Genomic DNA, 24523 nt, shown 5'->3' with positions numbered 1-24523 from the left:
AGCCGTGAGGTCACGGAGTCAGGGGCTCACGGGCCGCCCAGTCCGTCGTCGCCGTCACCGCCGCCGCTCTGCGCCTGGCAGTCCACCCCCGTCGGGCAGAAGAAGGTCAGCGCCGTGTCCAGCCGCTCCTTCTGCTCCTCCGAGGCACCGTCCTTGTCGGGTCCGTAGGCGATGACTGCGTACAGCTCGCCGTCCGCCGCCTCGAAACGGTGGTCTATGACGCGTCGCGGACCGCCGTGCTCGTCGGAGTCATAGGTGTATTCGAGCCTGGCCGCGGCTCCGTCGCCGCCGTCGAGCCGGTCGAGGGAGTCACGTTCGTAGCTGTCGTTCTTCTCGGCGTTCTTCTCCGCCAGCTCCAGCGACTCATAAGGGTCGGCGTCCTCCACCCAGAAGACCTGAAGCTGCTTGCTGGCGTCGGAGTTCTCATAGAAGACGGCCTGCGGGCCGTCACGCTCCTCGGTGCGCCGCTCCCAGCCCTCGGGGACCGCCAGGCTGAACCCCTCGGGGTCCTCGGCGATCTCGTACCCCTCCGGCGGGCCCGAAGCGCCCGGATCGGTGGTCCCGGACGCCCCCTCCGAACCTCCCGGCGCGCTCCTGCCCGGCCGGGACGAATCACTCGGATCGGGGCTGACCACCGACGGCTGCGCACGGTCGTCCGGCGGGACCGGTTCGTCCTTCCAGCCGAGCGCCCACGCCCCGAAGGCGAGTCCGCACACGGCCAGCACCGCCAACGCGCCCTTCGCCACGTGCCGTTGCTGACGTGCCGACTCCGTGTGCCGCTGTGCCAGCAGCACATCCGCGTCCTGGTCGACCCATCTCTGCTGGTCCGCATCGAATCGGATCACCGGCCACCACCCCTCATGTCGCTCACCCCAGCACCTGTGCGGCGGCCTGCACGACCGCGGTCGCCGACGCGAGCAGACCGACCGCGCTCGCGCCCGCCTCCAGGCGGTCGCGGAGCCGGGCGAGACGGCCCGCCTCCGCGCGGCCCGAACGCGTGATCTCGCCCTCGATCTCACCCAGTTCACCGTCGACGGCGGCCGTCTCGTCGGTCGCGGTGAGGACGCGGATGTCCGCGCGAAGCGCCCGCACCGCGTCCAGAAGCGCCAGCGTCGCCTCGTCCGTCTGCGGCGGCGGGGCGGCGTAGCTGTACGAAGTCGCCTGCCCGTAGGCGCCGGTGGCGATCGCGCCGCCCGACATGTTGCCGATGTGCACTCCGCCGCCACCGCCGCCTGCGGGACGGCCCCCGCCGTGCGGACGGCCGCCGGACTCGCCTCGACGATCGCCCTGGCCGGGCTCCTGCGCGCCAGGACCGGCGTCCAGCATACGAGCGCCGGGCTCCGGGCCGCCGGAAGTCTCCTCGCCGGGCGGTCTCACGCCGGGCTCCTCTCCATGTGCTGCGCCGTGCCGTGGTCTCCCGTGGCCACGGCCCCGCCGCTCATGTCCTCGATGTACACGCCGCCGTCCCGTACGTTCACGATCTGCTGCTCGAAACGGTCGGTACGGAAGCCGCGCTGCTCCAGGGCGTCCCGCACGCCGCTGGCGATCCGGTCCTGGACGGTCTTGATGTACCGGCTGACGTCCATCTCCTGGAACAGCGAGAGTTCGTTCGTACTCGCCAACTCCCTTACGGAGACCAGCGGGGCGTCCGGCGCCGCGTACTCCGGGGCGCTGAACCAGACGCGTACGACCGACATCAGCGTCCGCGCGGTGGCGATGCCCGCCGCCGCGGTGGCCGCGGGTGCCGTGAGGAACGCGAGCACACCCTCGCGCAGCGGTCCGGCCGCATGGCGCTCGACGATCGCGTCGATCTCCCTGAACTCCTCGGCCACCGGCCCCAGTACATGCGGGACGACCTCCAGCACGAGCATCCCGCCCTGAGTGTGGATCCGTACGAGCAGCGAGACGACCACCTGCTCGTGCCACGAGCCGACACGGACGCGAAGGAAGTGCCGGCGTGCCTCACCGCCGTCGTCGGCCGCCTCGGAGAGATGCTGCTGCACGCTCTCCGCCTTGTAGACGCCGCTGTCGCGGCGCACACCGGACGGCAGATAGACGAACTCCTCGATCTCCAGGCCGCGGAGGCTGTCGCGGCTGGTCCGCGCGGTCGACTCCCGCAGCGCGACGAGCCTCGGCGTGATCATGTCGATGATGTGGCGGCTGGAGAGGTGGTACGCGGGCCGCTGCTGCGGCTGTGTCTGCTGCGACTGCCCGTCGGGAGGCTGCTCCTCGGCGAACTGCCCGTCGGGGTACGGCACTTCCGCGCCCTGCACATTCGGCATCGCGCCGGGGTGGGGCGGCGCCGGATACCGTTGCGCCAACTCGGCCTGCTGCGCCTGGTCCTGGCCCTTCGTCGTGCCGGTCGCCGTCGATGCGTGCACCGCCTGGGGCGGCACGGCACCTGCCGGTTCGGCGAACGGGGACTCCTTCTTACGGCGCAGCTCCAGCGCGAAGGACCACGGCTTGTGCGGGACGCCGGCACCGACGAACGGGCGGTTCGCGTCGTAAAGCGTCGCCGCGGCGTGCTGCTCGCGGTCGATCGCGTCACCGATGCGCCGATAGCGCTCGGCGTAGGGAAGGACGGGCTGCTGTGCGGTGGCGAAGTTCTCCCGGCTGAGCTGCTCCCGCAGCACCGCCGTCACCCTGATCCGGTGCATCCACACCACCGCCGCCATCAGCAGCGGAAAGATCACGGGATAGGGATTGTCGGCGACGGAGCCGAGTGCCCTGATCCAGTAGACGGCGGCGGCGATTCGCGCCGCATAGGTGACGACCGCGCCCAGCCTGCGCCGTATCGCCGAACGCAGGGACCGCGGCGACGTCCTCGCACCCGCGTACAGCAGCGTCGCACGGCCCGAGATCGCACGGCCCGCCCACAGCGCGAGAACGACACCGGCGTAGAAGAGGACCCACTCGGCAGGCTGGAGGGAAAGCGAGGAGGGATCGTCGCCCACGTACGCCGTGGGGAAGAGGAGTTCGTCTGGGGACAGGTCGAGATTGCCGCCGAAACGGTCGTCCAGCGAATCCCACGCGAGCAGCACGGAGACGAGGAAGAAACCGATCCACACGGCCAGCAGCGCCAGCGCCGTCTGCATCTCCTGACGACGCGCCTGAAGCGCGTGGGCGAGCACCGGGCGCACGTCCACACCCAGCGACGGCGCGACAGGACGCTCGGCGTGACCGACCAGCTCGTCGATGACGCGCTGACGAAAACCGGCGTTCAAGCGCGCACCGGCGCACAGCAGACGCGTCGCCTCACTGTGAGCAGGCGTGCGCATTGAGTAACTCATGAGTAGCCCCGATTTCCCACGGTTCGTCCAGGGATTGGCCTTGAACATACCGGAGGTGACAGCGCCTCGACCACGAGAGCAAATTGCCTGTGGATAACGCTTCGGGAACGCACCGGAGTTGTCGGCTCCGAGTACGGGGAATGCGCCAACTTCCCCTGGGAGAAGGTGAACTGACGTTTCATCGTGGTACGGACCGCACCGTTCCGCACGGTCGCCGCGTGCCGCCGATCCCATCGGTACGACAGACCGTCACCCGTAAGAGCAGGGCGCGACGTCCGTGGCCGGGGCACGTCCGCATACGGCTACGTCCACGCCCACGGTCGTCGCGGTCATGGGTACGACCCCGGCCACGGCCACGATCGCGACGACGTCCACAGCGAGACGGGCCCGCGAGCACCGGGAGCCTGACTCCCGGGCCACGCGGGCCCGTTCGGGATGTCGCGTACCAGGAGGGCACTCGAGCACGCCGGCAGCGCACCGTGACCGCGCCGTGCGCGCCTGGCCGTCGCGTCAGAGCAGTCCGAGGCCGCGGACCGCTTCGCGCTCGTCCGCCAGCTCCTGAACGGACGCGTCGATGCGCGTACGCGAGAAGTCGTTGATCTCCAGGCCCTGGACGATCCGGTAGGAGCCGCCCTCGCAGGTCACCGGGAAGGAGGAGATCAGGCCCTCCGGAACGCCGTACGAACCGTCCGAGGGGATGCCCATCGACGTCCAGTCGCCCGCGGGCGTGCCGTTGACCCAGGTGTGCACGTGGTCGACGGCCGCGTTGGCCGCGGACGCGGCCGAAGAGGCGCCGCGCGCCTCGATGATGGCGGCGCCCCGCTTGGCGACGGTCGGGATGAACTCCTCGGCCAGCCACTTCTCGTCGTTCACCGTCTCTGCGGCGTTCTTGCCCGCGACCTCCGCGTTGAAGATGTCCGGGTACTGCGTCGCGGAGTGGTTGCCCCAGATCGTCAGCTTCTTGATGTCGGAGACCTGGGTGCCGGTCTTCTTGGCGAGCTGGGTGAGAGCGCGGTTGTGGTCGAGCCGGGTCATCGCGGTGAAGCGCTCGGCGGGCACGTCGGGGGCGGCGGCCTGGGCGATGAGGGCGTTGGTGTTCGCGGGGTTGCCGACGACGAGGACCTTCACGTCGTCCGCCGCGTGGTCGTTGACGGCCTTGCCCTGCGGCTTGAAGATGCCGCCGTTCGCCTCGAGCAGGTCGCCGCGCTCCATGCCCTTCGTACGGGGGCGGGCGCCTACGAGGAGGCCCACGTTGGCGCCGTCGAAGGCGACGTTCGGGTCGTCGGTGATGTCGATGCCGTGCAGCAGCGGGAAGGCGCAGTCGTCGAGTTCCATGGCGGTGCCCTCGGCCGCCTTCAGCGCCGGCGTGATCTCCAGCAGCCGCAGCCTCACGGGAACGTCGTCTCCCAGCAACTGGCCGGAGGCGATACGGAAGAGCAGCGCGTAGCCGATCTGGTAAGCCGCTCCGGTGACGGTGACATTGACGGGGGTGCGGGTCATGGCGGTCTCCGTAGTACCTGGCGGTGGCATGTCGAGGGTGGATGCCTTCCCCGGCGGAGAGCCGGAGGGAACGCGCCCTGCCCTGTGCGGACGTCTCTCGGTGTCTCTCAGGATGTCTCTCTACATCAAGAGACCCCGCGCCAGGCTATCCGACGCCCGATACGCGCCGGCAGCCGCCCGCGCAAGGAGGGATGGCGGGGGCGGCTGCCGGTGCTGCCAGCCCGTGGGGGGGTGCTGAAGGGGCGCCTTCCCGGGATAGAACGATGCATGCATGCGCATCGATCCGAACACCAACCATTTTCAGCCAGCCTCAACGGGGCCTGGATGAGGGCGAGTTGAGGCGATACGGACCGCGATGCGGACCGCCGGGCGGTGGGTGTACGGAGAGGGTGAGGCGACGGGGACGAGGGGCCGCCACGGTCGCCGGGGGGCGAGTACGTCGCGGGGCGGGCCCCTCTCACGGGACCGTCGGACGGGAATTCACACGCTGCCACGCCCCTCGCCGGTACCCCTGCCGATCGGCGACCGGCAGCCCGGACCCGGTTCCCCAACCGTCACCGACCGCCTTCGACTGCCCCGGGCGCGTTGACGGTTCGGACCGCCGTCACATCCATGGAACGGCGTCGAGTGCGTCAGGGGGCGGCGGGCTCCGGGGCCGTCAGGGGACGGCGTCGCCTGCGCCCGCCGTCTCTTCGGTGCCGGATGTCGTAGCGCCGTCGCGCGTGTCCGCCCTGCCCACCGTTCCCGTCGTACCCGTCGTACCGGCCGTCTCCGCGGTCCCCTCGGCGCCCGCGCCCGCGTCCGCCCCCGCGTCCGTGCTTGCGTCGGTGCCCGCCTGACCCGCCGCGTTCACCTTCGTACAGCCCGTCGTACCGGCCACGAGGGTCGCGCACGCACGTGCCTCGGTCGCCGAACTGACGGACACCATCTCCGTGTAGGCGTCGTTCGTGGCGTCGACCTTGTCGCTCTCGGCCTGGCCCTTCGCGCTGATCTTCAGGCTGTCGCCCTGTGCCGCGCCGGTGATACGGCCCCAAGCCGCCTGGCACACCTTGCTGTAGCGCACCTCCACCCTGCTCGGTCCCACGAAGGCGGAGTTGCTGCTCTTGACGTTCTGGCCGCCGCAGCCCATCTTCTCCGGGTCCTTGCCCGAGCAGCTCTTGCCACGGCACTTCACACCGGCGGGAAGGTCGGGCGGCTTGTTCGTCGCCGAGGGCGCGGGCGACGCGGAGGAGTCCTTCGCACCGCCGGGCAGACCGAAGACCATCACTCCGGCGCCCAGCACCGCGAACACCGCCAGCGCTCCACCGAGCAGCGCCGCGACCCGGCGTCCACGCGAGGAACGTCCGTGGCCGTGCGGCGCGGCTACGCCGTCAGGGGCGTCCGGGTCGCCGTGGCCGTCGCCCGCCGCGGCCCGACTCGCGTGGGACGCCTCCGAGTTGGACGGATACGCGGGCGGTCCCGTACCCGTACGAACAGGCTCCGTACGGCCCGGCCCCGGCCTGCCGCCGGTGCCCGCGGGTGCGCCGGAGCGGTGCTCCACCGGTGCGCCCCACGAGGAGACGTCGACCCGCTGCGCGGGAAAGCCGCCCGGTGCGGAACCGGCGCCGTCGCCGCCCTTGGTGCCTCGTCCGCCGTCGGCTCCTCGACCGCCCCGTCCCGGCAGCGGCCGCGGACGCAGCACGGCCGTCTCGTCGTCCATCGGCGGGCGGCCGGTCTCCGGCTGAGCGGCGGACGCGGATGCCGAAGGGGAGAAGAACGAGAAGGTCGAGGAGTTGGAGGAGTCGGAGGGGTTCGAGGAGGTGGGGGAATGGGCGAAATCCGGGGAGTCCGGGGAGTTCCCTGAGCCGGACGGGGCGGAGGCGCCGGTGCGCGCGCCCGGCAGAGACGAGGCGGACGGCGGGGCGAGGAACCCCGAAGAGGCCGCCCGGTGCTGCGAGTTCTCGGAGAACACGGGGATCTCCCCCGTCTTCTCCTTCCACTCCTCCTCCTTCACAGCGGTCTCGCCGCCGCTGTGCGCCTCCTCCTGACCGCGGGCGCCGTCCTTGTCCCGGTTCTTCTCGCGGTTCCTGGTCCGGTTCTTCTCCTTGCGGCCCCACTTGCGGCCCTTGGCGGGCTCGTCGTCCCAGAACTCGCCCAGCGCCTCACGTGCCTGGGCGACGCGGATGGCCTCCATCGTCTGGTCGTGCCGCATCTCGTCGCGGCTCCACGCCCGTTCGGCCAGCTCCCACATCGTCTCCAGGTGACGGATGTCGGTCCCCGTGACGTCCCCCAGCGCATGGGTGGCCCCGCGCGGCGGCAGCAGCCGTCCGCCCAGATACCTCTCCCAGGACGACTTGCTGTAGCCCGTACGGTCCGCGATGGTCGCGACGCTCATTCCGCTGCGGTCGACCAGCCGCCGCAGCTGGCTGGTGAACTCCCGGATCTGCGGGTCCAGTTCCTCCGGTAGCGGCCTCCACCGAGGCATGTGCCTCCCCCTCGTCCCCCGAGTTCATCGACAATTCCCGCGCCAGATCATCACCTAGTCTGCCACCCCGTCCGGGGAGTGCATCCATGGCTGCGGCCCGCACTTCCACCGGGAAGTACGGGCCGCCATACGGGCTTTCGCCACACGTCACACCACGTGTCGGGGCATGTGCTCTGGGGTGCCGGACGGAGCGTGACGGGCCGGGGCACAGGCGGCGGAGTCGCCGCAACCGGACGCCTGGCCCGGTCCCGGGTCCGCGAAGCCGAGTCCCTGCGCGGCGACCGAAACCCGCCGTCTGCCGCTGTGTGACGTCCGGCCCGCTGTCTGCCGCCCGCTATCTGCCCACCACGAAGTGCACGATCTTCTCCAGGATCGGCAGGTTCAGCCACGGGTTGGGCTGCGCCATCATCGCCAGCAGAACGATCGACAGCCCCAGCACGCCGTAGGTGACCATGTCCGTGTACGGGGAGCGCACGGCCAGCATCCCGACCGACGGCATCAGCCAGCGCATCACCGCGCCGCCGAGCAGCGACACCCCGATGATCAGCGTCCCCGCGCGGAACTCGGCGACCGTCACCAGCAGCCCGATCAGCACCCCGCAGCAGACCGCCAGCAACGGCCACTGCCGGTACGGAGCCGCGTGGTAGGCGCCCATCGCCCGCTGTCCGCCCGCCGGCCGCGCCGTGTCACGCGTGACCGACGGGAAGCGGCGCGACGGCCGCGAACTCCCTTCCGCCCCCATGCCGATCACTCCCCGGCGGCGCGCTCGGCCGCCTCTACGACGTTGACGAGGAGCTGTGCGCGGGTCATCGGGCCGACACCGCCCGGGTTCGGCGAGAGCCACCCGGCGACCTCGGCCACACCCGGGTGGACATCGCCGACGATCTTGCCGCTCTCGTCGCGGCTGACGCCCACGTCCAGCACGGCGGCCCCCGGACGTACATCCTCCGGCTTGATCAGATGCGGCACTCCGGCCGCCGCCACGATCACGTCCGCCTGCCGCAGCAGCGCGGGCAAGTCGCGGGTGCCGGTGTGGCATTGCGTCACCGTGGCGTTCTCGCTGCGGCGCGTCAGCAGCAGTGGGATGGAGCGCCCCACGGTGATGCCGCGGCCGACGACGACCACGTGCGCACCGTTCAACTCGACGCCGTGCGCACGCAGCAGCTCGATGATCCCGCGCGGGGTGCACGGCAGCGGGCCCGGCTCGTTCAGCACGAGACGGCCCAGGCTGGTGGGGTGCAGCCCGTCGGCGTCCTTGTCGGGGTCCATCAGCGCGAGGACGCGATTGGTGTCGATGCCCGCCGGGAGCGGAAGCTGCACGATGTAGCCCGTGCACTCCGGGTCCTCGTTCAGCACCCGTACGACCGCTTCGATCTCGTCCTGAGTGGCGGTGGCGGGCAGCTCGTGCCGGATGGAACGCACGCCGATCTGTTCGCTGTCGCGGTGCTTGCCCGCGACGTACTTCCGGCTGCCGACGTCGTCGCCCACGAGCAGGGTGCCGAGGCCCGGTGTGACGCCCCGGGCGCGCAGCGCGTCGACGCGCTCCTTCAGACCGGTCTTGATCGCTGCTGCCGTGGCCTTGCCATCGAGAATCTGCGCCGTCATGCGTCCATACTCCCGGATGCGGCGGCGCGGCCGAAATCGGGGCGGGGTGAGCGTCGAGTTGCGGATTCGCCACATTCCGAGATCTAGCTGGACAGCATCACCTTCGGCCTACCAACATGATTCGCCGACGCCGCCACCGCACCATGACGGGCCGACGGCCGGCGTCGCAAATCGGGGGAGGCACATCGTGCAAAGCGCGCAGCTCACGCAGCCCAATTACGGCACCTGCGGGGGCGGAACTGTCGTTTCCTCGAGAACTTCGGCCCATTCCGTCCCCAGTCGAAAGCCCGGAGGAACGTACTCGTGAGCTATCCACCACCGCCCGGCCAGGACCCGAACAACCCCTACGCGCAGCAGCCGCCGCAACAGCCGCAGCAGCAGGCGTACGGCTATCCGCAGCAGCAGGGAGTCCCGCAGCAGCCCGGCCAGCCCGGCTACGGGTACCCGCAGCAGCCGCAGGCGGGCGGCGTCCCGGGCCAGCCCGGGTACGGATATCCGCAGCAGGCGCCCGGCACGGTGCAGGCCAACAACGGCTACATAAACATCAATTACCTCGGCACGGTGCAACTGGCCACGATGGGCCAGCGGTTCCTGGCACGGCTCATCGACGGCCTGATCCTGGGCACCGTCTACACGATCGTCATGGTCGCCGGTGTCGGCAGCGCGATCGGCATCACCAGCTCGTCCGTCGACGACTGCGGCACCTACACCGACCCCGGCTACAGCCAGTGCGTCCAGGACGCGCAGGAGGCGGGGATGGGCGCGTTCGGGATCTTCATCGTGATGTTCCTGATCATCGCCGTGATGATGGCCCTCTACGAGTGGCTGATGATCGCCTTCAGGGGCGCGACGTTCGGGAAGATGGCGATGGGGCTCCGCGTCATCCGTGAGGCGGACGGTCAAGTGCCGGGCGTGGGCGGCGGGTTCATCCGCTACATCATCCCGGTCGCCGGCGCCCTGGCGTGCTACATCGGCGCGCTGCTCGTCGTGCTCTCGCCGTTCTTCGACAACAGCGGGAAGCTCCAGGGCTGGCACGACCGCGCCGCGGGGACGGTGGTCATCAAGAAGTAACCGCGCTGTGAGCCTTCTCCGGCGCACCGGACGGTGTGCCGGGGACGCGGGACCGTATCGTTTGTCCCGTCGCAGCGTCACCGTACGGGGGCCGTGCCGCGGGACACCGGGGGCGCGGCCCTTCGTACGCCCTCTCGCACGCCATCCCCGACTGAAGGGTCATAGCGTTGAGTTATCCACCGCCACAGAACCCCTATGAGGGCGGCAACCCGTACCAGCGGCCCCCTCAGCAGCCGCCTCCGCAGCAGCCTTACGGCTATCCGCAGCAGCCGCAGGGAGGGTTCCCGCAGCAGCCCGCCCAGCCCGGGTACGGCTTCCCCCAGGGCGGTTTCCAGCAGCCGGTACAGGGCGGCTATCCGCAGCAGCCCGGCTTCAACTACCCGAACGCCCCTGTGACGATGCCGGGCACGGTCAACGCCGTACGGATCATCCTGTTCATCATGGGCGGCCTGGGCATCCTGGGCGCGATCGGCAACTTCGTACAGGCCGCGATGTTCAGCGCCAACAGCTCGGACTTCGCCGACGTCGGAGCCGGACTCATCGTCGCCATCGGAGTGTTCGGGCTCATCGTCAGCGCCGGGGCTATCTTCCTGGCGACCCAGTTCAACACCGGCGGCAACGGCGTCCGCATATGGACCATCGTCTACGGGTCGCTGATGGCCCTCGGCGGGCTGATCAGCCTGATCGTCGTCATCGGCATCGTCCCGCTCGCGCTCGGCATCCTGATCATCGTCTTCATGGCGAAGGAAGACGGCTCGCAGTGGTTCAACCGCACGCGCTACTGAGCGCCCGCGGCATCCGGCGACGAGGGCCGTGCGAGACGCGGCACGACTTCGCGGCGTACGGCCCTCACGCCGCCGGACCGGCCGGCCGGCGGACTGCCGTCGGACTGCCGGCCCGTCAAACGCTCACCGAACGGGCGTAGTTGACCTGCTGCATGATGTGGTGCACCGCCATCGGGTCGTGCACCGGGATCATCGTCGAGTGGAACTTCCCGCCGCTGTTCACGGTCACCTGGACGTGACCGGCCGTGGTGCGCTCCTTCATCAGCAGGAAGAGCAGCCCCAGGAAGCAGAAGAACACGAAGACCACGGCGAGCACGATCGCGTGCGTGGGTATCCGCTCCTCCGTGCGCGACATGTCCGTGACCGTCCAAGTGGCGCCGCTCAGCGGCATCTTGCCCGCGGGCGTGACGATGCCGTCGGCCGTCACCGTGATGTCGCCGATGACGACCAGCGGCTGCGCGTATCCGCCGTCGTGGCCCGGCACGCCCATCTGTCCCGCGGGTCCCATGGGTCCGGCGCCGGCCGGATATCCGTAGCCCCCCTGCGGACCGGGGTATCCGTACGCCGCTCCGTCGTCGGGAGGCGGCGTGGGCTCCGCCGGTCCGAATCCGCCCTGTCCCGGCGTCGGTCCGTCCTTCATGGCAACCGAGTATGGCGTACGGGATGCGGCACGTCAGCGGGCGGGCCACGGGCATGGGACCACGGGCGGCGGACGGCGAGCCGGGAGCCGCAGGCGGTGGACGTCGAGTCGCGTGCGGGCGCAGTGCCCCGCTGCCCGCACGCGACTGGGTGGACCTCAGTGGAAGAAGTGCCTCGTACCGGTAAGGTACATCGTCACGCCCGCCGCCTTCGCCGCCTCCACGACCGCCTCGTCACGTACCGAACCGCCGGGCTGCGCAACGGCCTTGACGCCCGCGCGGGTCAGCACCTCCAGCCCGTCGGGGAAGGGGAAGAAGGCGTCGGATGCGGCGTAGGACCCGCGTGCGCGTTCCTCGCCCGCGCGCTGCACCGCGAGCTTCGCCGCGTCCACGCGGTTGACCTGGCCCATGCCCACGCCCACGGTGGCGCCGTCCCTGGCCAGCAGGATCGCGTTGGACTTCACCGCGCGGCAGGAGCGCCAGGCGAAGGTGAGTTCGTCGAGACCCGAAGGGGAGAGCGGTTCGCCCGTGGCCAGGGTCCACTCGGCCGGGTCGTCGCCCGGCGCCTGTAGGCGGTCCTTGACCTGGAGCAGCGCACCGCCCTCGATCGGCCTGAACTCCAGTGCCGCGGAAGGCGCTTCGGCGCAGCGCAGCACCCGGATGTTCTTCTTGCGGGCGAGCACCTCGACGGCGCCCTCCTGGTACGCGGGCGCCACGATCACCTCGGTGAAGATGTCCGCGACCTGCTCGGCCATGGCGACCGACACCGACCTGTTGACGGCGATCACGCCGCCGAAGGCGGAGAGCGGGTCGCAGGCGTGCGCCTTGCGGTGTGCCTCCGCCACGTCCGAACCGACGGCGATACCGCAGGGGTTGGCGTGCTTGATGATGGCTACGCAGGGCAGCTCGCCGTGCTCGTAGGCGGCCCGGCGCGCGGCCTCGGTGTCGACGTAGTTGTTGTACGACATCTCCTTGCCGTGCAACTGCTCGGCGCCGGGCAGGCCCGTGCCGCTGCCGTCGGTGTAGAGCGCCGCCGGCTGGTGCGGGTTCTCGCCGTAACGCAGCACGCCCCTGCGGGTGAGGGCCGCACCGGCGAAGGCGGGGAGCCGGTTCCCCTTGGCGGCGTCCGTCGCCTCCCCCGCGTCCGTGGCGGCCGCGTCCCCGGCCTCGTCGGGTGCGTAGCCGTCGGCGAACCAGGAGGCCACGGCCACGTCGTAGGCCGCCGTGTGCTGAAACGCTTCGGCCGCGAGCCGCTTGCGCTCGGCCAGCGCGAAGCCCTCGCCGCCGGCGGCGGCCAGCACGTCCGCGTAGCGCCCGGGGTTGACGACGACCGCGACCGACGGATGGTTCTTGGCCGCCGCGCGCACCATCGACGGGCCCCCGATGTCGATCTGTTCGACGCACTCGTCCGGGGCGGCTCCGGAGGCGACGGTCTCGCGGAAGGGGTAGAGGTTGACCACGACGAGGTCGAACGGCTCGACGTCCAGCTCCTCCAACTGCTCGCGGTGTGCGGGCAGTCGGCGGTCGGCGAGGATGCCCGCGTGCACACGCGGATGCAGGGTCTTGACCCGTCCGTCGAGGCACTCGGGGAAGCCCGTCAGCTCCTCGACAGCCGTGACCGGCACTCCGGCGGCGGCGATCCGCCGGGCCGTCGAACCGGTGGAGACCAGACTCACCCCTGCCTCGTGCAGGCCCCGCGCCAGCTCCTCCAGCCCCGTCTTGTCGTAGACGCTGATCAGCGCCCGCCGGAGAGGAAGCCTCGACTCCACGTCCCGGCCACGGTCTCCCGCCTGCTCCCGTGCCCGGCCCCGTGCCTGGTTGTCGTCGGCGTCCTCGTTGCGGTCCTCGTTCTGGCTCTGGCGCATGCCACCCTCACCCATCCCGCAGCCGTACCTTTCGTCCCTCGATGCGATAGCCGTCGCGGGCGATTCGTCCCACGACATCGACGAGCAGCCGTCGCTCGACCTCTTTGATCCGCTCGTGCAGAGCGGCGCCTCCGTCGGCGTCGTCCTCGTCCAGGACCTCCACCGCGCCCTGCGCGATGATCGGTCCCGTGTCGACACCGTCGTCGACGAAGTGGACGGTGCACCCGGTCACCTTCGCGCCGTACGCGAGCGCGTCGCGTACGCCGTGAGTGCCCGGGAAACTGGGAAGGAGCGCGGGATGGGTGTTGACCACCCGCCCTCCGAAGCGGGCGAGGAACTCCTTGCCCACGATCTTCATGAAGCCCGCGGAGATCACCAGGTCGGGCTCGTACGCCGCGGTCGCCTCGGTCAGCGCCTCGTCCCACTCGTCACGGGTGGCGTGGTCACGGACCCGGCAGACGAAGGTGGGGATTCCCGCGCGCTCGGCACGCTCCAGGCCCTCGATCCCGTGGCGGTCCGCGCCTACGGCCACGATGCGGGCGCCGTACGCCTCCGGTCCCTCCGCGTCGATGGCGTCGAGCAGCGCCTGAAGATTCGTACCGGAGCCGGAGACGAGTACGACGAGACGGGCGGGTTCGCGTCCGGTGCGGCTCGGGCTCTGGTGCGCAGCCACGGCGAGGCTCTCTCTCACGGGTTTCCTCCGGCACGGTGGGGTGCCGGATGCGGGGAGCAGCGGATTGTGTGGTCGTACGAACTCATGGAGCGGTGAATTCCGGGGAACTCTACGAAGCGTCCGACCGTCGGCAACCATACCGGCCCATGACGCGGCCCCCTCGGGACGGGGGCGCATGTGCCAGGTAGCGTCAGAGGCACGTGCCCGTCATGGCACGGGCGCATCCGGCGCCGGAGGGCCGCCGCCGCACGGCAGGACGCACGACGGCACCACGGCCCGTGCAGGCAGTACGAGGGACGACAGGGCAAGGGGAAGACACACTCCACATGACCGACCGACGCCGCCGCCGTGCGGCCCCATCGGACGACGCCTCGCGCGAGGAGAACCCCTTCGCGGCACCACCGGAGGGGCAGCCGGACCAGCCTTGGCAGCCGCGCCGCTCATCGGGCGCACGGAACGGTACGAACGGCGACGACGGCTCCGGGAAGGGACGACAGACCGGCACGGGCACTGACACCGGTGCGGGCCCGGGAGGCGACGGGCGTGGCACCGGCCAGGACCGGGACCGTGACAAGGGCCGGGACCGCTCCTCGTGGGGCAGCCGGTGGAGCAGCCAGCAGCCGGGCCGTCAGAGCGGCGGCTTCGGAGGCGACTCCCCGGGCGGAGGCCCGGAAGGCGGAGACGGCGATGGCGACGGACCCGGCGGCCGTGGCGCCGGACCGGCCGGCGGGCTGGGCCGCGGCATGCGCTGGGACCCCACGGACCCCCCGCAGCGGCATGCGCGCTACTCCCTCCACACCGGCGTCTGGGCGCTGTTCTTCTCCCTTTTCAGCCTTCCCGAGGTCGCACTGCTCCTGGGCGCCCTGTCCGTGTACTGGGGGATCAGCGCGCTGCGGGCGGGCAAGTCCTCGTCCGGGGCGGGGAGTTCGGGCAAGTCCACGGGCCGCCGTGGCCGCTCGGGGGCGGGCGCGACAGCGGAGGACGTGGCGGGCACGGACCGTACGACTCCGGGCAGTGCGGCCGCGGAGGAGCCGCCGAGGACGGTGTCGCAGATCCCGGTCGCGGTCACTCCCGCGCAGGCGGCCAAGTCCCGTACGACGGCGGCGATCAGCGGTCTGATCACGGCGACGCTCGCGCTGGCGATCGTCGCGGCGACCTTCACCTTCCAGCAGGTCTACAGCGAGTACTTCACATGTACGGAGGACGCGCTGACGCAGTCCTCGCGTGAGGACTGCAAGGATCTGCTGCCGAAGGAACTGCGGCCGCTGCTGGAGAACCGGTCGTCGTCCGCGAGCGGGCTTCAGGGAGTGGGAGGACTCCAGGGAGCGCACGGCCTCCAGGGGCCCGGGGACTTCCGGGTGCACTGAGGTCACACGGGGGCGCGGTCGCGCGCACCTGCTCCGCCGGGCACGCGGCCCGGCTTCAGCGCACAGCCCCCGTACCGCTCCAACTCATCGATGCGGTACGGGCGTTGGGCTCGCGGCGGGGCGCCTCCCGACGCTTACCTGCGCGTGCCGCAGCGCGTACGTCAGTCGCGGCGGGGTTCGAAGTCCGGCATCAGCCCGCCGGAGGCCGTCTTCAGCTCCGCCCAGCGGGCGCGCCGTGCGAGCGTCTGGTGCCAGTCGTCGTCGGGTCCGCGCCCCCGTAGCCGCCAAGACCGCACCGCCAGCGCTACCGGAGCACCGACCAGCAGCGTCCAAGCACACGCCGCCCCGCCGGTCAGCCACCAGTTGGGCCCCAGGAAGGCCATGGCCTCCGTGCCGAGCGCACCGCCTGAGAGCGCCGCGAGTGCCGCGACGCCCGCTCCGATCTCGCACGCCACGAGGGCTACGACCCAGACCGTGCCCTGTCGGCTCGCCGCGCCGGGTGCTCGGCCCGGCTCCGGTACGGCGGCGTGTGCCACGTACCAGCCGACGGTGGCCGCTGCCGCGAGCGGCACCGTACCCGCCGCGAGTGACGTCAGGAAGCCATGGCCGCCTGCCTGCGCGGGCAGCGCCTCCAGCAGCGGGAACGGCGGCAGCCCTGTGGCGTCGCCGTCCACCAGCAGTCCCGCAGAGGAGCCCCCGCCGAGGGCGAAGCCCGGCCCGAGTACATACGCTGCCGCCCACACGGCGGCGTTCGGCAGCAGCGCCACGACGAGCAGCAGCACCGCGAACTGTCCCGTCCAGGAGTCCCCCGCGAGTCTCGGGAAGGCCGCCCGCACATCGTCGACGTGCCACAGCAGCGCGCCGAGCGTGATGAGGAGGCCGCCGCCGAAGAGCACGGCCGTCGCCGTGAGCACGGTGCGCAGCCGGGGCAGCCGCCGTGCGAGGAGCCGTGCGTCGTACGGAACGAGCGAGGAGAGGCGCCGTCGCGCCGCCGCCGCCTCGGGCGCCGAGCCTGCCGCGCGGGCCGAACCGGCCGAGCCGTCATGGGAGTTGACACTCGCGTCCGCTGCTTCCGTCCCCGGCTGCCGCCCCGGCTCGGGTGGGACGTCGCCGCCGAGCGGCCACAGCGTCGCCGCGACGACGCACAGTACGAACAGCGGCAGCCGCACCAACGCGCTGAGCGCGTCCGCCCGTACAGGCCCGCCGGAGGCGAACAGCACGGTGACGGCGCCGGTCAGCAGATAGCCCCCCGCCACGAAGACGAGCGGCGTCAGCGGCCCCATCGGCTCCCGGCCGGCACCGTCCGCCGGGGCGCTGCCTGTCTCGCTCTTCGGGTCCTCGTCACCGCTCGGCTCTCCGCCGTGGGCCAGTGCCTGCACACATGCGCGGTACAGCAGCCACACCGGTGGGATCGCCAGCAGCAGCGGCGTCAGCGCGATCGGGGCGGGGACGCCGGAGAGCGTGTCGGTGCGTACGAGGCTGCTGCCGTGGCCCAGGAGCCAGAGATCGGCGGCGATGTGCAGGGCTCCGCCCGCGCCGCTCTCCGGGTAGGGCGAGATGATCCACAGCAGAAGCACGAGGACGGCGAGCGACCCGAGCCCGAGGCCGGCGGCCAGCACGCCCTCGAAGAACCAGGCGGCTTTCGGCGGCAGGTCCGGTTCCGTGCTCCGGCCGTAGGGGGACAACGTCGCGCTGCGCTGCGTCACTTGACTCACGTCGACATGCTGTCAACAACACACGTTCTGTCCGGGTAACGCGCCAGTCGTCGATGTGTCGCCCAATATGTCCGCATGCACCTTGTACGACAAAGCACACGCGACCGCTGGCCCCGGACATGAGCGGCGACCGGCACGAACGGACCGACCGGGACGACAGGACCGAACGGACCGGACGGACCGGACGGACCGGACGGACCGGACGGACCGAACGGCGAGAGCAGACGACCGCAGACTCCTCTCCCCGCATCCCCGTGACCGCCGCCGGCGCCTTCGACATGCTCCACGAGCAGCACGCGCCCGCTCTCCTACGGCAGACCTTTCTTCTGTGCGGCAGCACCGGGCTCGCCCGCCGTGCCGTCGCCCACGCCTTCCGGCTCGCATGGCGCCGCTGGCCTCAGGTGGCCGCCGATCCCGACCCGGGCGAGTGGGTGCGTGCGGTGGCGCACCGTCATGCGCTCGCTCCCTGGCACGACTTCCGGCTCGTACGGTCTGTGCGCCGCGAGCGGGCCCTGCGTCATGTACCGCCCGGCGACCGGCCGTTGCTCGAAGCGTTCCTGATGCTGCCGCGCACCTACCGCGCGGCGCTTCTGCTGCACGACGGGCTCGGGCTCCGACTCGGCGATACGGCGGCGGAGTTGGAGGCGGGCAGCGCTGCGACCTCGGGCCGCCTGCGTCACGCTCGCGAGGCGCTGGCCGCGAGTGTGCCCACGCTGCGTGACGTACCTGTGAGGGAGCTGCCGCGGGAAACGGCGCTGCTGATGGGGCCGTTGGCGGCGCCGCAGCCGGTGAAGCCGCCGTCGGCACGGCGTGCGCGCGTCAGCAGCGAGGTGCGCACCCGTTGTGCGACGGCCGCGTCGCTGGGGCTCGTCGGGGCCCTGACCGCTGCGGCCTTCGCCTTCGTCGCCTCGGAGCGGGAGCGGAACGCGCCGCCACCGCTGCCTGGCCACGAGAGTCCCTCCGCGACGCTCGCACCGGACCGCCAGCCGGGCCGTCTGCGGCCGACGACGGCCGCGGCACCGCTCACCCTCCGGTCCGTGACCGCCGTACGAACCCGGAACGCCCCACGAACCGGAACCGCCCTGCGAACCGGAACGCCCGTACACCCAGGGGGCGCACGACCCGGCGGCGCGGCGCCCCCCGCGCAAGCCGACGGGTCCGTTCCCTGCCTCTGCCGACAGGGAACGGGCCCGCTCGTGGAACAGCACGCGAGAAGACCCGGCAACTCCCGGCTCCCGCAAGGGGCCTGGCCGGGCTCGCCGCTCGCGGCGGACTCCGACTCGCCTCAGCCGACCAGCAGTTCGCGCGCCAGCCGTGCCGTCTCCGAAGGGGTCTTGCCGACCTTCACGTTCGCGGCCTCCAGGGCCTCCTTCTTCGCCTGGGCGGTGCCCGACGAACCGGAGACGATGGCTCCCGCGTGGCCCATCGTCTTGCCCTCGGGGGCGGTGAAGCCCGCGACGTAGCCGACGACCGGCTTGGAGACGTGCTCCTTGATGAAGTCCGCGGCACGCTCCTCGGCGTCACCGCCGATCTCCCCGATCATCACGATCAGATCGGTGTCGGGGTCGGCCTCGAAAGCCTTGAGCGCGTCGATGTGCGTGGTGCCGATGACGGGGTCGCCGCCGATGCCGACGCAGGTCGAGAAGCCGATGTCCCGCAGTTCGTACATCATCTGGTAGGTCAGAGTGCCCGACTTGGAGACCAGCCCGATGCGGCCCGGCTTGGTGATGTCGGCCGGGATGATGCCCGCGTTGGACTGGCCGGGGGTGATCAGACCGGGGCAGTTGGGCCCGACGATGCGGGTCTTGTTGCCCTTCTGGGAGGCGTAGTCCCAGAAGTAGGCCGTGTCGTGCACGGCGATGCCCTCGGTGATGACGACGGCCAGGCCGATCCCGGCGTCGACGGCCTCGACGACGGCGTCCTTGGCGAACTTCGGCGGTACGAAGATGACGGTGGTGTCGGCGCCGGTGGCGTCGACGGCCTCCTTCACGCCGCCGAATACCGGTACTTCGGTCCCTTCGAAGTCGACGTTCGTGCCCGCCTTGCGCGGGTTGACGCCGCCGACGATGTTGGTGCCCGAGGCCAGCATGCGCTTGGTGTGCTTCTGGCCCTCGGAGCCGGTCATCCCCTGGACGATGACCTTGCTCTCCTTGTTGAGGAAGATAGCCATGGTGTGTCGATGTCCTCGCAGATCTCGGTCTCGTCCGCTTACTTCGCGGCCAGCTCGGCAGCGCGGTCGGCCGCACCGTCCATGGTGTCCACCTGCTGCACGAGCGGGTGGTCCGCATCCGTGAGGATCTTGCGGCCCAGCTCGGCGTTGTTGCCGTCGAGGCGTACGACCAGCGGCTTGCTGACGTCCTCGCCCTTGCTCTTGAGCAGTTCGAGGGCCTGGACGATGCCGTTGGCGACCGCGTCGCAGGCGGTGATGCCGCCGAAGACGTTGACGAAGACCGACTTCACGTCGGGGTCGCCGAGGATGATCTCCAGGCCGTTCGCCATGACTTCGGCGGAGGCGCCGCCGCCGATGTCGAGGAAGTTGGCCGGCTTGACGTTGTCGTGCGCCTCGCCCGCGTACGCCACGACGTCGAGCGTCGACATGACCAGACCAGCGCCGTTGCCGATGATCCCGACCTGACCGTCGAGCTTGACGTAGTTGAGGTCCTTCGCCTTGGCGGCGGCCTCCAGCGGGTCGGCCGCGGCCTTGTCCTCCAGCGCCGCGTGGTCCGGCTGCCGGAACTCGGCGTTGGCGTCCAGCGAGACCTTGCCGTCCAGGGCGATGACCTTGCCCTCGCCCGTCTTCACGAGCGGGTTGACCTCGACGAGCAGCGCGTCCTCACGCACGAAGACGTCCCACAGCTTCTTCAGCACCTCGGCGACCTGGTCGATCAGCTCGGCCGGGAACTTCGCGGCCTCCGCGATCTCTCGCGCCTTGGTGTCCGTGACGCCCTCGATGGCGTCGACGGGGATCTTCGCGAGGGCCTCGGGCTTCGTCGCGGCGACCTCCTCGATCTCGACGCCGCCCTCGACGGAGGCCATGGCGAGGAAGGTGCGGTTGGTGCGGTCAAGCAGGAAGGAGACGTAGTACTCCTCCGCGATGTCCGCGGTCTCAGCCAGCATGACCTTCTGGACCGTGTGGCCCTTGATGTCCATGCCGAGGATGGCCCTGGCCTTCTCGACGGCTTCCGCGGGGTCGGCGGCGAGCTTCACACCGCCGGCCTTGCCCCGGCCGCCGGTCTTCACCTGCGCCTTGACGACCGCGCGACCGCCGAGTCGCTCGGTCACCTCGCGCGCCGCCTCGGGCGTATCGATGACTTCGCCGGCCAGTACCGGTACGTCATGCTTGGCGAAGAGGTCCCTCGCCTGGTACTCGAACAGGTCCACGCGCGTACGTCCCCTTAATCAGTGGTTCGCGGTTGTCAGCGTGTCAGCGTGATCATGGGCGTGCCGCGTGGCCGCGGCGTCACGACGAGGCGCGGCATGTCCGCCTTGCAGGTTAGCCCTGCACGTGAGCGGTGCATAAATTCCAGCTCACACCTTCGCGGTGACAACGGTCACAGCGGCACGTACATGTCGTGCGGACGGAATCTACGCTTCGGCGGGCCGCCCGCACACGGCGGGGCCGGGGCCTGGGAGTTCCCGTGAACGGCCTCCCGCCCGGCCTCGATCCGGTTCCCGGGTCTCTCCTGCTTCTCCCTGTACGGACGCGAACGGCCGCCCGCACGAAGGGACTTGGGGACGGTTCGGAGCAGTACGGCCGCGTGCGGGGCCACTTGACGACGAGCGGATACGGGACCGTTGTGCGCGTGCGTTCCGGGGTACCGAGAGTTTCCGCGCGGACCGCGTGAGTCCTCGTCGCATCGCGCCGTGCTTCGTGCGTTGCCGACGAGGACTCATCGCGTCCACATTCTTCCCGTATACGTGCGCGGGCGGACCCGTATGCGGGCGGGCGCCGGTGCCCGTGCCGTTGCCGTGCCCGTACGGCCACAGCCACAGCCACAGGTCGCAGCCGCGGTTACGTCACAGGGACGGGATGCCCGGAGTGACGGGCAGGGCCGGCAGGGAGAGGGGAATGATGCCGATGCTCGGCACGCCCGGTACGACCTCGGGTATCTCGATCACAAGGTCTTCCGGCAACCCCGGCGCGGACGATGGGGCCGCCTGAGCCGGGATGCGGGACAGAGCGCCCAAGTACGTATCCGTGGAAGCCGAAGACGCCTCGGACACGGCCTCACCGGCCTCCTGTGTGACATTCCTGCTCGCCTTCCCTGCACCGTCTCGTACGTCGGGCCCGGTCTGCTGCGCCTTCCTCGAAACGTCCGTGAGGCTCCGCGTCAGGCGGCGCTCCACGGACCGGGGTGCCGCCGCTCCGGCGTCGTCGAGTGTGCGCTCGGCAGCGGCGTGCCCCGACTTCGCCGCGTCCGTAGCGTCCGCCGTCACGTCGCTCGTCACGTGCTCCACATCCGTCACGTGCGTCACGTCGAAGGCGGTGCCTCTGGCCGCCGTGGCCTTCGGCGGCTGGGCCGCCGACGCGCTGCCGGCGCTCAGCGCCAGTAGCCCGCAAGCTGCCGCCGCGACGATGCCCCCGCGGCGAACGCTCCTGCTCATGTGCATGGTTGCCTCATTCCGATGTCGTGTGGTGGTGAAGCGATGAGCGATGGGTGGAGATGCGGGGTGGCCCTTCCCCCCTTCATGGGCCACCCCGCGGCCCCGTGCTCAGCGCTTTTCGTTCAGTGCGGCGTCGGGTACGGCGTGCGTACGGCCGTACGGACGCTCAGAGTCCGTGTACGGGCGCTCAGAGTCCGGGCACGGACGAAGTCGCGGGCACGGACGTAACCCCCGGCACGACCGAGAACTGTGAGGTCGCGGGCATCCCGGGGAAGTTGGCGGCGTCGGTCAGGTCCTGCCGTGGCGGGGCCGCCACGGTGGCCGTCACATTGGTGACGGCGTGCGAGGCGGTCTCCTGAGCGTCCGCGTGCAGACCGGTGCCCGTGGTGTGCGCGTAGGGCACGGCGTCGGAGGCGACACCGCGGCCGAAGTCGCCCACGCCACGGGTCACATCGCCGGCCTCGCCGCCGGTCGCCTCGTCGGCGAGGGCCTGCGAGCGGACGTATGCGGCCTCCGCGAACGGAGCGGTCGCTGCGGAGGCGTGGTCGGCGGTCACGGCGACGTCGGTGGCTGCCTGGTAGGCGGCGGGACGCACGTGGAGGGCACGGCCACGGGCCACCGGCGGCAGCACCGCGCCGCTCGCACCGTCGAGGATCGGGTGGGCGGTGGACACGGCCCGGCGGACCTCGCCGACGGTGTCCTGTGCGTTGCCGCCGTCAAGCGCGGCGGTGAGCCGTCCGGTGCGCAGACCGGCGGCGGCCAGGCCGTCGGCGATCTCACCGGTTGCCGGTACGGAGCCGACCCCGGGCACGGAGGGGACCCCCGTTGCGGAGGGCACCGCCGGTACGCCGGGCTCCGGCAGGCCCGGGACGACGGGCGCGCCCGGAACGGACACGGCGGGCAGCGTGTGGGGAGGCAGATGACGGGTCACCTCGCCGGGAACGGCGGAGAGATCCGGGAGCGCGGCCTCGGCGGGCAGACCCGCAGTGGCCGAACGCAGGTCCTTACGGGCCTCCTTGACGGCCTTGTTCGCCTGCCCGGCGTGGTGGGACGCGTGCTGAACGGCGGTCCGGGCGCCCTCGACGGCGCCCGGCGCGTCCGTGCCGTGCAGCGGGCCGGTCACATCGTGCGCCGCACCGGACGGCAGCGAACCGGACGGCAACGAACCGGTCGGCAGGCCGTTCGTCGGCAGGGTGTTGGTGGGCAGACCGTTCTCGGGGATGCCCTTGGTGGGCAGCTTGCCGGCGACGCCGCTGACGACGTCCTCGACGGTCCCCGGGGTCCTCGTCACGGTCTCCTTCGCACTGCCCACGGTGCCGACCGCGGTGCCGTCGGCGTTGTGCGCGGCCCGCTCCACTTCCTCGACCGCGTCGTCGACGGCGTCGACCGTGCCGGTCGTCCCGGTGCCGGTGGACACGGGAAGCTCGGCCGCGGAGGCGCCGGCGGTGCTCAGGGCCCAGATGCCGGATGCGGCAGCGGCGACCATGAGTGAGCGTCGGATGTTCTTGCGCATGATGCGGAAGTCCTTCGAATTGAGGGGATCTCCGATCCGGAAGATCCCTGGAGATCTGGCGATCCTGAAGATCTGGCGGCGCGGGGCCCCGGATGTCGCACGGTTCGCCGCGTGGGCTTGCCGTAGATCCGGGACGCCGGGCCAGGGCGGACCTGTCCACCCCCGCGTGGCAGGTCGTGCGCACACGTCGCGACGCGCGAACCGGCGTCGCCGACGGCGCAGTTGACGCTCTTCGCGGGTTTGTCGCGCGTGGCGCGGTGTGGAAGTCCGCCCTAGCCGGGGAATTCGAGGACGTCGCCGGCGCGCTCACGCGTCGGAGTACCGTCCGCGGCGCTCACTGCGCCGGATCGCGGCGGCACCAGGTGCTCTTCGCAGTCGACGACGGCGGCGAACTGGAGCGGGCCGCCGCGCTGGCTCTGACCGTCGGCCGTGTACTGCGGCGACGTGCTGGGGGACGGTACGGCGGGCGTGTCACCGAACGGGAGCCGACCGTCCGGGGCTCCTTCGCCGGTTCCGTCCGTAAGGCCGTCCTCGGCGTTCGCATGGGCGGCGCCGGCCGAGAGGAAGGCCCCTGGGGCCAGGCCCCGACTCCCCTGTGGGTCCGGGGTGTTGAGACGGTCGCCCGTGCCGTGGGTGACCGCGCCGCACGAGTCGTCGCCCGTACCGTCGTGGCTCTGGTGACCGCCCTCGCCCGGGGTGTCGCCGCCGATGCCGCCGAGTCCGCCGAGCCCCAGGCCGCCGGGCGGTCCGGTCGAGTCCGCGACGTCCTGTACGGCTTCGCCGACCGGGCGGGTGATCTGCCCGGCGCTGTCCACGCCGTCCACAAAGGGCCCCAGCACCTGCGAGGTCGCACGTCGGGCGGCCGGATGTGCGTCCTGCGGCTGCCGCTCGGCGAGTTCGGTCCCGGTGAGCGACTTACCCGTCTTGGCCTGTGACTTCGCCTTGCCCTTCGCCCCGGCCTCGGCCTCGGCCGCTGCCTGCTCCGCCCGGTCGCGGGTCTCGCCCGACTTCTTACCGGACGCTTTTCCCGACGCCTTCTCGGACTTCAGCAGTCCGGAGGCCTCGCCGCCGGCCTGCCGTGCCTCGTGCCCCGCGTCGGAGACGGCGTTCGCACTGCCGCCGAAGGCGACCGCGAGCGCGAGGAAGCCGCCGAGGAAGAGCAGCGTCAGCAGTGCCCTGCGCGCAGCCGCTGAGTGCGGCGAACGCACGACGGCAGGCATCGAGGCTGCTGACAACGCAGAACCTTCCAGGTGGTCGGAGAATGCGGACGCAGGCTGCACAAGCGGCGAAGACGTGAATGCGCGCCGGGAGCCCGTGCGTTCCGGACGAGAGAGATCCTTGCACGGCTGCATGTTCCGGCCGCAACCGCCCTCACAACTTGTTCACCTCACAGCCACGGAGGCTCAAGTCCGTTTCGATTTCCGGGGACGAG

20 protein-coding genes are annotated in these 24523 nt (G+C 71.3%); 3 read left to right on the top strand and 17 right to left on the bottom strand.

Translation table 11 applies throughout. The features are described from left to right. Nucleotides 1-26 precede the first annotated feature (26 nt). The 7 genes from MMA15_RS17805 to MMA15_RS17775 all read right to left on the bottom strand — a co-directional run bounded on the left by MMA15_RS17805 (nucleotide 27) and on the right by MMA15_RS17775 (nucleotide 8859). Nucleotides 27-845, bottom strand: coding sequence for a serine/threonine kinase C-terminal domain-containing protein (locus MMA15_RS17805; protein ID WP_241060979.1), 819 nt, complete (start codon nucleotides 843-845; stop codon nucleotides 27-29). A 22-nt stretch (nucleotides 846-867) separates the two neighbouring features. After that, nucleotides 868-1377 (bottom strand): hypothetical protein, encoded by a 510-nt coding sequence (locus MMA15_RS17800; protein ID WP_241060978.1) that lies wholly within the window; start codon nucleotides 1375-1377, stop codon nucleotides 868-870. After that, nucleotides 1374-3224: an AbeC-like domain-containing protein gene (locus MMA15_RS17795; RefSeq protein ID WP_241060976.1), complete on the bottom strand. Its 1851-nt coding sequence runs from the start codon at nucleotides 3222-3224 to the stop codon at nucleotides 1374-1376. The genes MMA15_RS17800 and MMA15_RS17795 overlap by 4 nt, the downstream gene beginning before the upstream one ends. A 576-nt stretch (nucleotides 3225-3800) precedes the next feature. Next, nucleotides 3801-4790, bottom strand: a complete 990-nt coding sequence (locus MMA15_RS17790) for a malate dehydrogenase (protein WP_241060974.1) — start codon at nucleotides 4788-4790, stop codon at nucleotides 3801-3803. A 658-nt stretch (nucleotides 4791-5448) separates the two neighbouring features. Next, nucleotides 5449-7254 (bottom strand): helix-turn-helix domain-containing protein, encoded by a 1806-nt coding sequence (locus MMA15_RS17785; RefSeq protein ID WP_241060973.1) that lies wholly within the window; start codon nucleotides 7252-7254, stop codon nucleotides 5449-5451. 334 nt (nucleotides 7255-7588) lie between these two features. Continuing rightward, nucleotides 7589-7996 carry a DUF3017 domain-containing protein gene (locus tag MMA15_RS17780; RefSeq protein ID WP_241060971.1) on the bottom strand — a complete coding sequence of 136 codons (408 nt, stop codon included), beginning with the start codon at nucleotides 7994-7996 and terminating at the stop codon, nucleotides 7589-7591. A gap of 5 nt (nucleotides 7997-8001) precedes the next feature. Then, nucleotides 8002-8859 (bottom strand): bifunctional methylenetetrahydrofolate dehydrogenase/methenyltetrahydrofolate cyclohydrolase, encoded by an 858-nt coding sequence (locus MMA15_RS17775; protein WP_241060969.1) that lies wholly within the window; start codon nucleotides 8857-8859, stop codon nucleotides 8002-8004. 303 nt (nucleotides 8860-9162) lie between these two features. Here MMA15_RS17775 and MMA15_RS17770 point away from each other — a divergent pair, with 303 nt between their 5' ends. Together MMA15_RS17770 and MMA15_RS17765 are read left to right on the top strand one after the other, a co-directional pair. Next, complete coding sequence (locus MMA15_RS17770) at nucleotides 9163-9930, top strand: RDD family protein (protein WP_241060968.1); 768 nt, start codon at nucleotides 9163-9165, stop codon at nucleotides 9928-9930. A 167-nt stretch (nucleotides 9931-10097) separates the two neighbouring features. Next, nucleotides 10098-10715 (top strand): hypothetical protein, encoded by a 618-nt coding sequence (locus tag MMA15_RS17765; RefSeq protein ID WP_241060966.1) that lies wholly within the window; start codon nucleotides 10098-10100, stop codon nucleotides 10713-10715. A gap of 115 nt (nucleotides 10716-10830) precedes the next feature. Here MMA15_RS17765 and MMA15_RS17760 read toward each other — a convergent pair whose 3' ends face one another. The 3 genes from MMA15_RS17760 to purN all read right to left on the bottom strand — a co-directional run bounded on the left by MMA15_RS17760 (nucleotide 10831) and on the right by purN (nucleotide 13891). Then, complete coding sequence (locus tag MMA15_RS17760) at nucleotides 10831-11355, bottom strand: hypothetical protein (protein WP_241060964.1); 525 nt, start codon at nucleotides 11353-11355, stop codon at nucleotides 10831-10833. A 156-nt stretch (nucleotides 11356-11511) separates the two neighbouring features. Then, complete coding sequence (gene purH, locus MMA15_RS17755; RefSeq protein ID WP_241060962.1) at nucleotides 11512-13233, bottom strand: bifunctional phosphoribosylaminoimidazolecarboxamide formyltransferase/IMP cyclohydrolase; 1722 nt, start codon at nucleotides 13231-13233, stop codon at nucleotides 11512-11514. Further along, a complete protein-coding gene (gene purN / locus MMA15_RS17750) occupies nucleotides 13226-13891 on the bottom strand; it encodes a phosphoribosylglycinamide formyltransferase (protein WP_241060960.1) in 666 nt (221 codons plus the stop codon). The genes purH and purN overlap by 8 nt, the downstream gene beginning before the upstream one ends. Nucleotides 13892-14217: 326 nt before the next feature. Here purN and MMA15_RS17745 point away from each other — a divergent pair, with 326 nt between their 5' ends. Then, on the top strand, nucleotides 14218-15258 hold the full coding sequence (locus tag MMA15_RS17745; RefSeq protein ID WP_241060959.1) for a hypothetical protein: 1041 nt from the start codon (nucleotides 14218-14220) through the stop codon (nucleotides 15256-15258). 161 nt (nucleotides 15259-15419) lie between these two features. Here the strand turns inward: MMA15_RS17745 and MMA15_RS17740 are convergent, their stop codons facing one another. The 7 genes from MMA15_RS17740 to MMA15_RS17705 all read right to left on the bottom strand — a co-directional run bounded on the left by MMA15_RS17740 (nucleotide 15420) and on the right by MMA15_RS17705 (nucleotide 24326). Next, on the bottom strand, nucleotides 15420-16973 hold the full coding sequence (locus MMA15_RS17740) for a cell division protein PerM (RefSeq protein WP_241060957.1): 1554 nt from the start codon (nucleotides 16971-16973) through the stop codon (nucleotides 15420-15422). A 676-nt stretch (nucleotides 16974-17649) separates the two neighbouring features. Continuing rightward, nucleotides 17650-18000 carry a hypothetical protein gene (locus tag MMA15_RS17730; RefSeq protein WP_241060956.1) on the bottom strand — a complete coding sequence of 117 codons (351 nt, stop codon included), beginning with the start codon at nucleotides 17998-18000 and terminating at the stop codon, nucleotides 17650-17652. Nucleotides 18001-18258: 258 nt separating this feature from the next. After that, nucleotides 18259-19143: a succinate--CoA ligase subunit alpha gene (sucD, locus tag MMA15_RS17725; RefSeq protein WP_241060954.1), complete on the bottom strand. Its 885-nt coding sequence runs from the start codon at nucleotides 19141-19143 to the stop codon at nucleotides 18259-18261. Nucleotides 19144-19181: 38 nt separating this feature from the next. Beyond that, entirely contained in the window at nucleotides 19182-20354 is a 1173-nt protein-coding gene (gene sucC, locus MMA15_RS17720) for an ADP-forming succinate--CoA ligase subunit beta (RefSeq protein ID WP_241060952.1), read from the bottom strand. A 636-nt stretch (nucleotides 20355-20990) separates the two neighbouring features. Next, complete coding sequence (locus tag MMA15_RS17715; RefSeq protein ID WP_241060951.1) at nucleotides 20991-21578, bottom strand: hypothetical protein; 588 nt, start codon at nucleotides 21576-21578, stop codon at nucleotides 20991-20993. A 187-nt stretch (nucleotides 21579-21765) separates the two neighbouring features. Next, on the bottom strand, nucleotides 21766-23091 hold the full coding sequence (locus MMA15_RS17710) for a hypothetical protein (RefSeq protein WP_241060949.1): 1326 nt from the start codon (nucleotides 23089-23091) through the stop codon (nucleotides 21766-21768). 272 nt (nucleotides 23092-23363) lie between these two features. Beyond that, nucleotides 23364-24326: a hypothetical protein gene (locus tag MMA15_RS17705; RefSeq protein WP_241060947.1), complete on the bottom strand. Its 963-nt coding sequence runs from the start codon at nucleotides 24324-24326 to the stop codon at nucleotides 23364-23366. Nucleotides 24327-24523: the final 197 nt, after the last annotated feature.

The organism is Streptomyces marispadix (assembly GCF_022524345.1).
In the GTDB taxonomy this organism is placed as follows: Bacteria; Actinomycetota; Actinomycetes; order Streptomycetales; family Streptomycetaceae; genus Streptomyces; species Streptomyces marispadix.
The sequence above is the reverse complement of the archived record's forward strand: the minus strand, read 5'-3'. Positions and strand labels throughout refer to the sequence as shown.

Coding starts and splice junctions, on each gene's coding strand:
- MMA15_RS17790 (WP_241060974.1), bottom strand. CDS start 4,790: ATGACCCGCACCCCCGTCAATGTCACCGTCACCGGAGCGGCTTACCAG.
- MMA15_RS17785 (WP_241060973.1), bottom strand. CDS start 7,254: ATGCCTCGGTGGAGGCCGCTACCGGAGGAACTGGACCCGCAGATCCGG.
- MMA15_RS17780 (WP_241060971.1), bottom strand. CDS start 7,996: ATGGGGGCGGAAGGGAGTTCGCGGCCGTCGCGCCGCTTCCCGTCGGTC.
- MMA15_RS17775 (WP_241060969.1), bottom strand. CDS start 8,859: ATGACGGCGCAGATTCTCGATGGCAAGGCCACGGCAGCAGCGATCAAG.
- MMA15_RS17760 (WP_241060964.1), bottom strand. CDS start 11,355: ATGAAGGACGGACCGACGCCGGGACAGGGCGGATTCGGACCGGCGGAG.
- purH (WP_241060962.1), bottom strand. CDS start 13,233: ATGGGTGAGGGTGGCATGCGCCAGAGCCAGAACGAGGACCGCAACGAG.
- MMA15_RS17745 (WP_241060959.1), top strand. CDS start 14,218: ATGACCGACCGACGCCGCCGCCGTGCGGCCCCATCGGACGACGCCTCG.
- sucD (WP_241060954.1), bottom strand. CDS start 19,143: ATGGCTATCTTCCTCAACAAGGAGAGCAAGGTCATCGTCCAGGGGATG.
- MMA15_RS17715 (WP_241060951.1), bottom strand. CDS start 21,578: ATGAGCAGGAGCGTTCGCCGCGGGGGCATCGTCGCGGCGGCAGCTTGC.
- MMA15_RS17710 (WP_241060949.1), bottom strand. CDS start 23,091: ATGCGCAAGAACATCCGACGCTCACTCATGGTCGCCGCTGCCGCATCC.